This is a genomic window from Marivita sp. (assembly GCF_051251565.1).
GTDB lineage: Bacteria > Pseudomonadota > Alphaproteobacteria > Rhodobacterales > Rhodobacteraceae > Marivita.
The window spans coordinates 199,468-212,890 of the sequence record NZ_JBPOFB010000003.1 but is presented as its reverse complement, the minus strand read 5'-3'; the positions used below and the strand labels follow the sequence as shown (position 1 = coordinate 212,890).

The following is a 13,423-nucleotide window of genomic DNA, read 5'->3' as shown; positions in this document are numbered from 1 at the left end:
TTGGAAAAAGAAGAAGGACAAAGACGCGTGCTGAATGACCCTTGGATTGCAGCCCTTGTGGCGCTTTTTGTCTGGTGGTTTTCCACCGGGGCAATCCTGATGGTTGTGAAATATGCTGACCGGCATGGCGTGCGCTTTGGCCGGGCGTTGACCTGGGCGGCGCTGCCTGTGTTCTTTGTCGGGGCTTACGGCATCTGGGCAACCGCGGATCTGGTCAGCAGCGCTGCGGCCTACCACGCGTTTTTGTCTGCCCTGGCGCTATGGGCGTGGATCGAGATGGCGTTTTTGACCGGCACGATCACCGGGCCGAACCAACGAGTGTGCCGCGAGGACATTCCTGAATGGGAACGGTTCATCCGGGCCTGGGGCACGATTGCCTATCACGAGATGCTGCTTGCGGCGACGCTCGCGGGTGTCTGGCTTTACACCCATGGTGCCGAAAACACGTTTGGGTTCTGGACCTTTGCGGTGCTGTTCTTTGCCCGCGTGTCGGCCAAGCTCAACCTTTTTCTGGGTGTGCCCAAGATCAACACTGAATTTCTGCCTGCGCCGCTGGCGCATCTGCCCAGCCATTTCAGATATGCCAAGATGAACTGGCTGTTCCCAATCTCGGTCAGTGCGCTGACCTTTGCCGTCGCCTGCTGGCTTGAGCGGATATATTCCGCCTCCTCGCCCGGAGATGTGATCGGCTTTTCCCTGCTGGCGGCCATGACCGCGCTCGCGTTGCTCGAGCATTGGTTCATGGTTCTGCCGCTGCCCGACGAGAAGCTCTGGCGCTGGATGATCCCTGCGCCCAAACCAAAACAACAAGACAAGACGATACGAACGGAGGACGCCCATGGACTTTGACAGCCTGTTCAATGCCCAGCTTGATGCCCTGAAAGAAGAGGGAAATTACCGCATATTTGCCGAGCTGGAGCGCAAATGCGGCGCGTTCCCACGGGCGAAGTCGCATGATGAAAACTGTCCCGATGAGGTGACGGTCTGGTGTTCCAACGACTATCTTGGCATGGGGCAGCACCCCGATGTCATTGAGTCCATGCAAAAAGCTGTGGCCGAAAATGGCTGTGGGGCCGGTGGCACGCGCAACATCAGTGGCACCAATCACCAGCATAAGCTGCTGGAGGTCGAGCTGGCGGATCTGCACGCCAAGGAATCGGCACTTCTGTTCACCTCTGGCTATGTGTCCAACTGGGCGGCGCTCAGCACGCTTGGGTCGCGTCTTCCCGATGCGGTGATCCTATCGGATGAATTGAACCATGCGTCGATGATCGAAGGCATCCGCCACGCGCGCTGCAACAAGGTCATCTGGAAGCACAACAGCCCCGAAGACCTTGACCGCAAGCTGGCGGCGCTTCCCAGCAACGCAACCAAGATCGTGGCGTTCGAATCGGTTTATTCGATGGATGGCGACATCTGCCCGATGAAGGAAATCGTCGAAGTGGCCGAAAAGCACGGCGCGATGACCTATCTTGACGAGGTTCACGCGGTTGGCATGTACGGCGCGCGCGGTGGTGGTGTGTCGGAACGCGAGGGCCTCGCGGATCGGATCACGTTGATCGAAGGCACGTTGGGCAAGGCGTTCGGTGTGATGGGCGGCTACATCACCGGGTCCGAAGCGATGTGCGATTTCATCCGGTCGTTTTCGTCAGGGTTCATCTTTACCACGGCGTTGCCCCCTGCGGTTGCCGCTGCGGCGCGCACTTCCATTCAGCACCTCAAGAAAAGCGACATTGAGCGTCGCAAGCAGCAGGAACAGGTGGCCAAGCTGCGCAAGCGTCTTGATGATCAGGGCATTCCGCACCTCGACAACCACAGCCACATCATTCCGGTGATGATCAAGGACCCGGTTAAGTGCCGGATGCTGGCGGATATCCTGATGCAGGATTACGGTATCTATGTTCAGCCGATCAACTACCCGACAGTGCCCAAAGGCACCGAACGGCTCCGGTTCACACCCGGCCCGCTGCATTCGGATGCAGATATCGAACAGCTGGTTCAGGCGCTTGCCACCCTTTGGAAACAGTGCGCCATTGCCCATCAGGTTGCTTGACTTTGCCCGTGTGCTGCTTAGGTCGAATGGAACAACACAGGTTTGCTATTGGATAACGGCCTGAGACGGGTCTATTGTCCGCCTGAACACGAAAAAGGAGTTCAGTAATGAAGTTGATGATCGCAACTGCGGCCACGGCAATCACGCTCGCTGGTGCAGCCTTCGCCGAGAGCCATGCAGGTTCGGGTGATGCCGCTGCGGGTGAAAAGGAATTCAACAAGTGCAAGTCGTGCCACATGATCGTGGCCGAAGACGGCACTGAGTTTGTCAAGGGCGGCCGCACGGGTCCGAACCTTTGGAACATCATCGGTCGTAAGGCCGGGACCGTCGAAGACTTCCGCTATGGTGATAGCCTCGTTGCCGCTGGTGAGGCGGGTCTGGTCTGGAACGAAGAGACGTTCGTTGGCTATGTTCAGGACCCCAAAGGCTTCTTGGCCGAGTATCTGGACGACAGCGGCGCACGCTCAAAGATGTCGTTCCGCCTGCGCAAGGGCATGGAAGACGTCTATGCATATCTTGTGACTGTTAGCCCGGACGCGGAAACACCGCATGACGGTACGGGCTCGGGATCGTAAAACACCCAAACGTGTTGATGAACGGGGCGCGCTGCCACAGCGCGCCCTTTTCTTTTGCCCCAGCACAACCCCAGAGTTGACCACGCTGACCACCGGGCGCAAAACGTCCCGAAAAGAATGCAAGGGCAGTACCATGAAAATTGCAATGATCGGGACCGGCTACGTTGGCCTTGTGTCCGGGGTGTGTTTTTCCGACTTCGGGCATAGCGTTGTCTGTGTGGACAAGGATCAACGCAAGATCGACATGCTCGAACGGGGCGAAGTTCCAATCTACGAGCCGGGCCTTGATACCCTCATGGCCAAGAACGTCGAGGCCGGGCGTCTTGAATTCACGTTGGATCTGTCTGCGGCGATTGATGGCGCGGATGCGGTGTTCATCGCTGTTGGCACCCCAACCCGCCGCGGCGACGGCCACGCAGACCTCACCTACGTGATGGCCGCCGCAGAAGAAATCGCAAAGGCGGCCAAAGACTACGTTGTCATCGTCACCAAATCGACCGTGCCCGTCGGCACAAACCGCAAAGTCCGCGAGGTTGTTGCGGCAGCGAACCCCGACCTTGAATTTGACGTGGCCTCGAACCCTGAATTTCTGCGCGAAGGGGCGGCGATTGATGATTTCATGAAACCCGACCGCGTGGTTGTGGGGGTGGAAACCGAACGCGCAGCGGCTGTGATGTCCGAAGTCTACCGCCCGCTATACCTGCGCGACTTTCCGATTGTGACCACGGACCTCGAATCCGCCGAGATGATCAAATATGCCGCCAACGCATTTCTGGCGACCAAGATCACTTTCATCAACGAGATCGCTGCACTCTGTGAAAAGGTGGGTGCGGATGTAAAACAGGTGTCCAAAGGCATGGGCATGGACAATCGCATCGGCAATAAGTTCCTGCATGCAGGTCCGGGCTATGGCGGATCGTGCTTTCCCAAGGACACCAAGGCGCTGGCACGCATCGGTCAGGAACACGCCACCCCGATGCACATCACCGAAGCGGTGATTGCGGTGAACGAAGACATCAAACGTCGCATGATCGAGAAATTGCAGGATCTGTGCGGGGGATCGTTCAATGGCAAAACAATCGCTGTGCTGGGCGTGACGTTCAAACCCAACACCGATGACATGCGCGATGCGCCGTCCCTGACCATCGTGCCCGCGCTTGTCGGCGGCGGGGCCAAGGTCCGGGTCTGTGATCCGCAAGGCCAGCACGAAGGCGAAGCGCTGTTGCCCGGAGTGCAATGGCAGGATGATCCCTATGAGGCTGTGCAAGATGCCGATCTGCTGGTTCTGCTGACCGAATGGAATGAATTCCGCGCGCTTGATCTGACACAGATCGCCAAACGCATGGCGCATCCGGCAATGGCGGACCTGCGCAACATCTACAACGTCGATGTCGTGCGAGAGGCTGGGTTCATCGCCTATGACAGCGTCGGCCGCAGCGGGTTTTCCTGATTCGACAAATACGCGTCCAGCGATTGGCCTGCGATCTGATTTGCGGCTGAAATGAGGCAGGACTAGGGTTCGTGTTTCTAACGAACCCATGCAATCCTCTATGATTGTTCGCAAAATCAACGCGTTTCCGGCAAATGTGGCGAAAAGCTTGGTGCGCTGCCACATTTCTGACAAACACATCCCTGTCGGGCGGGGGCTCGAACACAGGTGCGTCCATGCGTCAGGTCTCTGACACTGTCCACTCTCTCTTCTTGCTCACGGGCACCGCGTCGCGCGTGCACATGGCGCATGGGGATTGCACCGTCGCAGCGCAGGAGCTTTGGGTCCAACACAACTAAAGGCACGCGCTGAAACGCGATTGGCAGCTACAACCAATCCATGAGGTGAAGCGCTGCGTGCTGTGTGAGCGTCGGGGGACGCGCCCAAAGATCCTGCCTGCTGTGCGTTCCGGTCAGCCTGCGGTGTCCTGTTCCAGAATGGTGCGCAAAATGGCCTTGGCATTGTCCGAGGCCCAATCTGCATCCCCGCGCATCCGCGCGACCTCTTGCCCCTCGGGATTCAGGATCACCGTGATCGGCAGGCCCAAAACGCCCATTTCTCGTGCAAGACCCGATTTCGGATCGCGGTAAAGCGGCAGGTTGTCGACACCGATCTCGTCAAAGAAACTTTTCATCGCAGGCGGCGGATTGCGCCCAGTTGCAATCGTCACCACGGCAAACGCGTCTCCGCCGAATTCGGTCTGCAACTCGGACAACATCGGCATCTCCTTGCGGCACGGCGCGCACCATGTGGCCCAGAAGTTCAGCAACACCCATTTGCCCTCGTACTGTTCCAACGTCAGCGGATCACCCTCAAACGTAGTGAATTCCGTGGTTCCGGCAGGCTGCACGTCGCTGTGGAAGTTGAGTTTTTTCATGTCGCCGTCGCGCATCGCTTCGGCCTTGGCCAGATCGGCCAGCGCTGGGTTTGCAAGCGCAACGAGGCCCGTATAGAGGAGAGCGGCAAGTGTTTTCTTCATTTTCCCTCCGAAGGGGTAAGACCATGTCCGACAAATCCTCGAACCAGATGTGGGGCGGCCGTTTCGCCGCCGGTCCCGATGCGATCATGGAAGCGATCAATGCCTCCATCGGGTTTGACAAACGTATGGCGTCGCAGGATATCGCCGGTTCAAGGGCCCACGCCGCGATGCTCGCTGCACAGGGTATTGTGACAGATAGCGATGCAAAGGCGATGCGGGAAGGCTTGCTCACCGTATTGTCAGAGATTGAAACAGGCGCGTTCACCTTTTCGACCGCTCTTGAAGACATCCACATGAATGTTGAAGCCCGCCTGAAAGAGGTGATCGGCGCACCCGCAGGCCGCCTGCACACGGGCCGGTCCCGCAACGATCAGGTTGCGACAGATTTTCGCCTGTGGGTCCGCGACCAACTGGATGCGGCGGCAACGGGATTGGAAGCCTTGATGCGCGCGCTTGTGGCGCAGGCAGACGCTGGTGCCGATTGGGTCATGCCCGGCTTTACCCATCTGCAAACGGCACAGCCGGTCACATGGGGCCACCACATGATGGCCTATGTCGAAATGTTCGCCCGTGACCTCAGCCGCGTCCAAGACGCCCGCCGCCGGATGAACGAATCGCCCTTGGGCGCAGCGGCGCTTGCTGGCACATCTTTCCCGATTGACCGGGACATGACGGCACAGGCGCTGGGCTTTGACCGCCCGATGGCCAACAGCCTTGATGCGGTTAGTGATCGGGATTTCGCGCTCGAATTTCTAAGCGTGGCGTCCATCAGCGCAGTGCATCTTTCACGTTTTGCCGAAGAACTGGTGATCTGGTCATCCGCGCAATTCCGCTTTGTCACCCTGTCGGATCGCTTTTCGACCGGGTCGTCGATCATGCCGCAAAAGAAAAATCCCGACGCAGCAGAGCTGATCCGCGCAAAGATCGGGCGCATTTTCGGGGCCAACGTCGCGCTGATGATGGTGATGAAGGGCCTGCCGCTCGCCTATTCCAAGGACATGCAGGAAGACAAGGAACAGGTTTTTGACGCTGCCGACAATTGGATGCTGGCACTGGCTGCGATGGATGGCATGGTCAAGGACATGACCGCCAACACCGCCAATCTGGAATCCGCCGCCTCTGCCGGGTTTTCTACGGCAACCGATCTTGCGGACTGGCTTGTGCGCGCGCTCGACCTACCTTTCCGAGACGCGCATCATGTCACCGGGTCTTTGGTGGCGATGGCGGAACACAAAGGGTGCGATTTGCCGGATCTGAGCCTTGAAGACATGCAATCTGTGCATGCGGCGATCACCGCCGACGTGTTCGAGGTGCTGGGTGTCCACAATTCAGTGGCAAGCCGCACCAGCTATGGTGGCACCGCGCCGGTTCGGGTCCGCGAACAGGTGGCGCGTTGGAAAGAGGTGTTGGGATGATCAGAGCGGTTTTGATTGCAGCGATCTTTGCGTTGGCGGCCTGCGGTGCGGATGGCCCACCCATCACACCCTCCGTCAACACAACCGTGTCCGTGGGCAGTGAGGGCGTGCGCACCTCGACTGGAGTGACTGTCCGCTCGGGTCCGGTGACCGTCGGGGCCAGCTTCTGATGACGCCGATGCGCTGGGTTTACCTTGCTCTTGCGATCTGGGGCACGGTTCATCCGATGTATTACTTCCTGTCATATCTTGCCGCAAATGACTGGAGCCTCGGGGCGCTCATTGACGCGTGGTATGTCAACGACTCGACCACCGGTTTGACATGGGATCTGACGATTGCAGCGGTGACCTTGACCATCTGGATCATTGCAGAGGTCGCTGTCCGCCGAAACTGGAGTGCCTTGATCGCCGTTCCAGCAATCTATTGCATTGGCGTCAGCTGCGGCCTGCCGCTTTACCTTTTCCTGCGGTCCAGACCCATTCCGTGACACCAATGTGCGGGCTTTGCACCCCGCGCTGCATGTCTCGGCTGCGCCTCGGGTGGGCACGCGTGTCTCTGTCGCGCCTTTTCCCGCTGATGTCCGGTTTCGCTGTCGGAGTGCTGGCATATTTACGAAAAGAAGAAGCAGGGGGTAGCGCAGGCCCCCACGCTGCGCTACTGCGGCGCGGTCTGTTCAGGAGACGGTTGTGGATCATTTTCTCTATCGTAATGGCGCGCTTTACGCCGAAGACGTGGCAGTTGCCGATATCGCGGCTTCTGTCGGGACACCGTTTTACCTCTATTCCACCGCGACCCTGACCCGCCATTTTCAGGTTCTTAACGAGGCGTTGGACGGGATGGAGCATATGATCTGCTACGCCATGAAAGCGGCCTCCAATCAGGCGATCCTCAAGACGCTGGCCGATCTGGGCGCGGGCATGGATGTCGTGTCGGGCGGCGAATACACGCGCGCCAAGGCAGCGGGCGTGCCGGGCGATCGGATCGTGTTCTCGGGCGTCGGCAAGACCCGCGCCGAGATTCGCATGGCATTGGAAGGCGGGATTCGCCAGTTCAACGTCGAAAGCGAACCGGAGATGCGGATTATTTCCGAGGTTGCGACGTCATTGGGCAAAACCGCGCCGATCACAGTGCGGGTGAATCCGGATGTGGACGCCAAGACCCATGCCAAGATCGCCACTGGGAAATCCGAGAATAAGTTCGGTATCCCGATCGCCAAAGCCCGCGAGGTCTATGCCGAAGCCGCCGCATTGCCGGGGATCGAAATCATCGGCATTGACGTGCATATCGGCTCGCAACTGACCGATCTGGAGCCGTACGAACGCGCCTATCAGAAAGTGGCAGAGCTGACCGAGCAGCTGCGCGCAGATGGGCATACGATCAAGCGGCTTGATCTGGGGGGCGGTCTGGGCATTCCCTATGAACGCTCCAACGAGGCACCGCCTTTGCCGTCTGAATATGGTGCGTTGATCAAGCGCACCGTGGGCCATCTGGGCTGCGAGATCGAGATTGAGCCGGGTCGCCTGATCGTGGGCAATGCGGGCATTCTTGTCAGCCGTGTGATCTATGTAAAGCAGGGCGAGGGTCGTCAATTCCTGATCCTTGACGGTGCGATGAACGATCTGATCCGTCCCGCGATGTATGACGCCCATCACGACATCGTGCCGGTGATCGAACCCGAACCGGGGGTTGACCAGCAGCCCTTTGATATCGTCGGCCCGGTCTGCGAATCCGGGGACACGTTCGCCAAGAATCGCATGATGCCGCCCCTTGCCGCAGGAGACCTTGTTGCCTTCCGATCTGCCGGTGCTTACGGCGCTGTGATGGCCAGCGAATACAACACGCGGCCTCTTGTGCCCGAAGTTTTGGCAAAGGGTGATCAATTCGCTGTCATTCGCAAACGCCCAGACTTTGACGAAATCATAAACCGAGATACCATTCCCCCATGGCTGTGAGGTATTCCCCTGCGGTCACATGATCTGGAGATCGGAATGACTGCACGGGATACCCTGCCCGCAGAGATCAACGCGGCCCTGCGCTGGCCGCTGTTCCTGACCCGTTTGGGTATGGGGGCAGAGGTGGTTGTGCGCGCGTTCTGGCCGCTCTGGTCGGTGCTTTTTGTGGTTCTTGCCTTCCTGATGCTGGGGGTGCAGGACTTTCTGCCGCTTGAAGCGGTCTGGGCAATTCTGGGCGTGTCTTTTGGCGCGGCACTTTGGGCGCTGGTGCGCGGTATACGGCGGTTTGCATGGCCGTCATACACCGCGGCCCTTGCACGCTTGGACGCCACATTGCCGGGCAACCCGATCCTTGCCGCACTGGACAATCAGGCGATCGGGGCGGACGATCCGGCCTCTTTGGCGGTATGGAACGCGCATCAGGCGCGCATGGCGGCACGGCTGAAAGACGCCAAAGCGGTGGAACCCGATCTGCGGGTGTCGCGGGCCGATCCGTTTGCACTTCGGTACGTCGCGGTTCTTGCGTTTTTGGTGGCGGCGGTGTTCGGCTCCGTTCTGCGGGTGCAGACGGTGGCTGCGATGGGTCCGACCGGGTCCGATCTGGCATCTGGTCCGACATGGGAAGGCTGGCTGGAGCCGCCGCACTACACCGGGCTCCCCTCCATTTACCTCAACGACATCCGCGAGGCGCGTCTGGAAACCCCAGAGGGCAGTCGCGTGACCCTGCGGTTCTATGGCGAAGTGGGCGCGCTGAGCGTGTCCGAGACGATTTCGGGCCGCGTGTCCCCGACCGCAACCCCCGAGGACCTTGTTGCGGCGTCGATCAGCACAGCGCAGGAATTCACCATTGCACAATCCGGACAGCTTGAGATCGACGGACCCGGTGGCCGAATTTGGGAGATTGTCGCCACGCCGGACCGCGCCCCCGAAGTGACGCGCGATGGCGAGATCGAAGTCAGCTATGACGGGGAGGCGCAAATCCCGTTCGTGGCCAAAGACGATTACGCCGTGCGCGATGGCATGGCCCGTATCACGCTGGCGCTGGACGATGTCGACCGTCGCTACGGGCTGCGCATCGACCCGGAACCGCGCGCCACCATCGAACTGCCCCTGCCGATGCCGATTGCCGGGGACAGATCAGAGTTCACCGAAACGGTGATCGACAATTTCTCGGAACACCCTTGGGCGAACCTGCCTGTCACCATCAGCCTGTCTGTGACCGACGAAGCCGATCAGATTGGTGAATCCATGGCTGATGTGATTGCCCTGCCGGGACGGCGGTTTTTTGATCCTATGGCGTCGGCCATCATTGATCAGCGCCGCGCGCTGCTGTGGAACCGCGAAAACGCGGCTGACATTGCGCTGCTGATGCGGGCGGTGTCGCACCGGCCGGATGATGTGTTCCGCTCAAGCACCGATTTCCTGCGGTTACGCACCATCATGCGCCGGATCGAGGCGCTGGCGCAGGTGTCCATGACTGACGATCAACAGGCAGAGATTGCGCAGGCGATGTGGGATCTGGCGCTGCGTTTCGAAGAGGGCGATCTTGAGGATGCGCTGGAACGCTTGCAACGCGCGCAGGACCGGCTTTCCGAAGCGATGCGAAATGGCGCGTCGGATCAGGAAATCGCCGAGCTGATGCAAGAACTGCGCGAGGCGACGGATGATTACCTGCGTCAGCTGTCCCGACAGGCTCAGCAAGAGCAGCAGAACAATCCCGATCAAGAGATGACTCAGAACCAGAACACCATGGAGATGAGCCAGAACGACCTGCAAGAGATGATGGATCGCATTCAGGAACTCATGGAAGAGGGCCGCATGGCCGAAGCGCAAGAAGCGCTCGAACAGTTGCGCCAGATGATGGAGAACATGCAGGTCACCCAAGGACAGGGCCAACAAGGCCAGTCCCCTGGCGAACAGGCGATGGAAGGGCTTGCCGAAACCCTGCGTGAGCAGCAGGATCTGTCGGATCAGGCGTTCCGCGATCTTCAGGAGCAGTTCAATCCCGGTCAGCAGGGTCAGCAAGGCCAACAGGGTCAGCAACCTGGCCAGCAACAAGGTCAGGGAGAGGGCCAACAGCAGGGGCAAGGCCAGCAACCCGGACAACAGCCGGGGCAGGGTCAGGGCGAAGGCCAAGGCCAGAATGGGCAGGGCCAAAGCCTTGAGGAAAACCTTGCCGATCGTCAGCGGTCCTTGCGGCAAGAGCTTGATCGCCAGTCCCAAAACCTTCCTGGTACCGGCACCGAGGCTGGCGATGCCGCCCGCGAGGCGCTGGACCGCGCCGAAGGTGCGATGGAAGGGGCCGAAGAGGCGCTGCGCGACAACGATCTGGCCGGGGCCATCGACAACCAATCTGAAGCCATGGAAGCGTTGCGCGAAGGCATGCGAAATCTGGGCGAGGCGATGGCAGAACAGCAGCAACAAGGCCAAGGCCAGCAAGGCATGGCCGATGGGGCTGATCCGGGCCAGCAGCGCGATCCGCTTGGGCGCAATGTTGGATCGAACGGTCAGATCGGGTCAAACGAAAGCCTGTTGCAGGGCGAAGACGTGTACCGCCGCGCCCGCGAATTGCTGGATGAAATCCGGCGCCGCTCGGGTGAAGGCGAACGCCCCGAAGAAGAGCTTGAGTATCTGGAACGTCTGCTCGACCGGTTCTAAGGCGCGCGTTTGCGATGACACAAACCGGATGATGCGGTGTCGCATCATCCGCAGCTGCACACGGGATCGCCCGGATTACGTTTCGGGCTCTATCTTGCCGCGCAGCGATTTCACCTCGCCGCGCACCTTCTTGGCCTTCAGCCGCCGCTTTTTGGAACCCAGTGTCGGCTTGGTCGCCACCCGGCGCTTGGGCGGGGTCAGCGCCTGAACAATCATCTGTTTCAATCGCTCGCGGGCAATGTCGCGGTTGCGGGCCTGTGATCGGGTTTCGTCCACCTGAACGACGATGGCCCCGTCCTTTGTCCATTTCCGCCCGGCGATCCGCCGCAATCGGGCTTTGACCGGACCGGACAGGTTTGGCGACCGCTCCGCCTCGAACCGCAGCTCAACAGCGCTGGAAACCTTGTTCACGTTCTGCCCACCGGGGCCGGACGCGCGGATGAACTGTTCGGTCAGTTCCCAATCCTCAAGGGTGATGGTGTCGGATATCTTGAGCATGATCATTCACATAGCGCAGCAGCTTGCATACAAAAAGGGTCGCCACATGGGCGACCCTTCGAGACTCACGGAGGTGGGGTCCGGTTAGGTTCCACACCAATTCGATGGGTTCATCACCCAGGGACTGCCCTAGATGTTTTCCTCATGAACTGTTCCGACACCTCTCTCCAATACCTCTCTTGACACTGGATCACCTCCTTTCAGCTGTTGAAATAACGCACTGTCAGACTGACAGCCTTTGCGCGTGGTGCAACAGTTTTCTCATGTCGCGGCCGGGTTTTCCCGAAATCGCAGAACGATGAGTCGAAAAGGTATCAATGCGATCAGGGCGAGGACGATTTTAACGCCCCAATCCGCCACGGCCAACGACACCCAAAGCGGTGCAACCGGACCAGCCCCCAAAAGCGGCAGCATCTCGCCTGCCCAGGACACATCATTCGCGGGCTCGATAAAGCGCAACGCGCCAGAAAACGCGATGCTGAAGAACAGCGCGGTGTCCACAGATGCCCCGATCAATGTGGACATCAAGGGCGCGCGCCACCACGCGCCATTGCGCATCTTGTCAAAGATCGCCACGTCCAAAAGCTGCGCAGTGAGAAAGGCAATTCCAGAGGCCAACGCGATGCGCAAGGTGACCAGCGGCCCAAACTCACCGTGAATTTGCGTGCCGACCAGTGAACAGAACAGGCCAACGACAAAGCCCGCGAACACGACCTTCCGTGCCGCACTTGCGCCGTACAGACGGTTCATCAGGTCGGTGACAAGGAACGCGAGCGGATAGGTGAACGCCCCCCAGGTCAGCCAGTTTCCGAACAGGAATTGAACAAGGATGTTGGAGGCTAACACGATGAGGGCCATCGCAATGATGCCAGGAATATGTGCGCGGGTCATGAATGACTCCCGTTTTGCCAAGGTTGCGGGGACTTGATTCCCAATCGTCGGGAATGGCGCGACGCTTATCGCGCCGTCTGCCGCATGACAAGTTAATTGCCGACCGCGTATTCCACGATTTCGGTTTTCTGAAAGACGTTAAAATTGTCGTCAGACACCATGGTCAGGCGCAAAGATCCATCGGTCGTGGCCCATACGGCCAACCCTTCAAGGTTGTCATGCCGACGCACGGCGCTGGTCAAAAGAACCTGACCCTCCGTCGCGTCGTCTTTGGACAGATCAAACCGTCTGACGCGGCTGTAAAATCCGAACCCGCCAAAGCCGCGTTCGAGCACATATAAATGACCATCCGGTCCCACATCTGCTCCGACAGGCACATACCCTTTGCTGCGGGTGATCGACATGGGCTGATCCCATCCAGTGCCGTTCCGAAACCGGAACACCGGGAATGGCTGTAAAAGCCCGTCCGACATCTCGGGGATCGCATAGACCGCGTCATCCGGGCCAATCGCCAGCGCCTCCAGCCCACGATTGTTCGGCAGCGAATCAATGCCAGGATAGGCTGGCAGAACCGACCATGTGCCATCTGCCCCCCGGCGGATCACCCGGTTGTTGCTTTCCAGAGAGATATACAGCCCGCCGCGCGTATCCTGTGCCAGCCCTTCGGTGTCCCGCCGGAAAGTCCGGTCCAACAGGGTGTCTGGGATCTCCAGAGGGGCAATGCCTGCACTGCGCACGCCGATGATCCGGTCTCCATGGCGAAAGATCGTGCCTTCGATCAGGTGGGCTCGGTCGCTCAGCAACACGAACCCACCCCCATCGGGCGCAAGTGTGAGTCCGGAATATCCCCCGAAATCATCGCGCTCTTTGGTCCAATGATAGGACGACAAAAACCGGGCTTGAGGTGCGTCTT

General features: G+C 59.4%; 13 protein-coding genes. 9 read left to right on the top strand and 4 right to left on the bottom strand.

Going from position 1 to position 13,423, the window contains the following annotated elements; all coding sequences use genetic code 11:
* The first annotated feature begins 27 nt into the window (after window positions 1–27).
* The 4 genes from puhE to ACSHXH_RS05705 all read left to right on the top strand — a co-directional run bounded on the left by puhE (window position 28) and on the right by ACSHXH_RS05705 (window position 4,078).
* Window positions 28–849, top strand: coding sequence for a putative photosynthetic complex assembly protein PuhE (puhE, locus tag ACSHXH_RS05720; protein WP_435670813.1), 822 nt, complete (start codon window positions 28–30; stop codon window positions 847–849).
* On the top strand, window positions 839–2,053 hold the full coding sequence (hemA, locus tag ACSHXH_RS05715) for a 5-aminolevulinate synthase (RefSeq protein ID WP_435670812.1): 1,215 nt from the start codon (window positions 839–841) through the stop codon (window positions 2,051–2,053). The genes puhE and hemA overlap by 11 nt, the downstream gene beginning before the upstream one ends.
* 107 nt (window positions 2,054–2,160) lie before the next feature.
* Window positions 2,161–2,628: a c-type cytochrome gene (locus ACSHXH_RS05710; protein ID WP_435670811.1), complete on the top strand. Its 468-nt coding sequence runs from the start codon at window positions 2,161–2,163 to the stop codon at window positions 2,626–2,628.
* A gap of 133 nt (window positions 2,629–2,761) precedes the next feature.
* Window positions 2,762–4,078: a UDP-glucose dehydrogenase family protein gene (locus ACSHXH_RS05705; RefSeq protein ID WP_435670810.1), complete on the top strand. Its 1,317-nt coding sequence runs from the start codon at window positions 2,762–2,764 to the stop codon at window positions 4,076–4,078.
* 451 nt (window positions 4,079–4,529) lie between these two features.
* Here the strand turns inward: ACSHXH_RS05705 and ACSHXH_RS05700 are convergent, their stop codons facing one another.
* Complete coding sequence (locus tag ACSHXH_RS05700) at window positions 4,530–5,096, bottom strand: TlpA family protein disulfide reductase (RefSeq protein WP_435670809.1); 567 nt, start codon at window positions 5,094–5,096, stop codon at window positions 4,530–4,532.
* A gap of 23 nt (window positions 5,097–5,119) precedes the next feature.
* Between ACSHXH_RS05700 and argH the strand changes: the two genes are divergently transcribed.
* The 5 genes from argH to ACSHXH_RS05675 all read left to right on the top strand — a co-directional run bounded on the left by argH (window position 5,120) and on the right by ACSHXH_RS05675 (window position 11,121).
* Window positions 5,120–6,511 (top strand): argininosuccinate lyase, encoded by a 1,392-nt coding sequence (gene argH / locus ACSHXH_RS05695; RefSeq protein WP_435670808.1) that lies wholly within the window; start codon window positions 5,120–5,122, stop codon window positions 6,509–6,511.
* On the top strand, window positions 6,508–6,681 hold the full coding sequence (locus ACSHXH_RS05690) for a hypothetical protein (protein ID WP_435670807.1): 174 nt from the start codon (window positions 6,508–6,510) through the stop codon (window positions 6,679–6,681). The genes argH and ACSHXH_RS05690 overlap by 4 nt, the downstream gene beginning before the upstream one ends.
* Window positions 6,681–6,998, top strand: a complete 318-nt coding sequence (locus ACSHXH_RS05685; protein ID WP_435670806.1) for a DUF2834 domain-containing protein — start codon at window positions 6,681–6,683, stop codon at window positions 6,996–6,998. Before ACSHXH_RS05690 ends, ACSHXH_RS05685 begins: the two co-directional genes overlap by 1 nt.
* 199 nt (window positions 6,999–7,197) lie before the next feature.
* A complete protein-coding gene (lysA, locus tag ACSHXH_RS05680) occupies window positions 7,198–8,463 on the top strand; it encodes a diaminopimelate decarboxylase (RefSeq protein WP_435670805.1) in 1,266 nt (421 codons plus the stop codon).
* Between the two features lie 36 nt (window positions 8,464–8,499).
* Complete coding sequence (locus ACSHXH_RS05675; RefSeq protein ID WP_435670804.1) at window positions 8,500–11,121, top strand: TIGR02302 family protein; 2,622 nt, start codon at window positions 8,500–8,502, stop codon at window positions 11,119–11,121.
* Window positions 11,122–11,196: 75 nt separating this feature from the next.
* On the opposite strand, the gene arfB is transcribed toward ACSHXH_RS05675, so the two are convergent.
* The 3 genes from arfB to ACSHXH_RS05660 all read right to left on the bottom strand — a co-directional run bounded on the left by arfB (window position 11,197) and on the right by ACSHXH_RS05660 (window position 13,400).
* Window positions 11,197–11,619 carry an alternative ribosome rescue aminoacyl-tRNA hydrolase ArfB gene (gene arfB / locus ACSHXH_RS05670; protein WP_435670803.1) on the bottom strand — a complete coding sequence of 141 codons (423 nt, stop codon included), beginning with the start codon at window positions 11,617–11,619 and terminating at the stop codon, window positions 11,197–11,199.
* Between the two features lie 261 nt (window positions 11,620–11,880).
* The gene (locus ACSHXH_RS05665) at window positions 11,881–12,510 is read right to left on the bottom strand and encodes a queuosine precursor transporter (protein WP_435670802.1); all 630 of its coding nucleotides are present in this window, start codon (window positions 12,508–12,510) and stop codon (window positions 11,881–11,883) included.
* Window positions 12,511–12,602: 92 nt separating this feature from the next.
* Window positions 12,603–13,400 carry an esterase-like activity of phytase family protein gene (locus ACSHXH_RS05660; RefSeq protein ID WP_435670801.1) on the bottom strand — a complete coding sequence of 266 codons (798 nt, stop codon included), beginning with the start codon at window positions 13,398–13,400 and terminating at the stop codon, window positions 12,603–12,605.
* Window positions 13,401–13,423 lie beyond the last annotated feature (23 nt).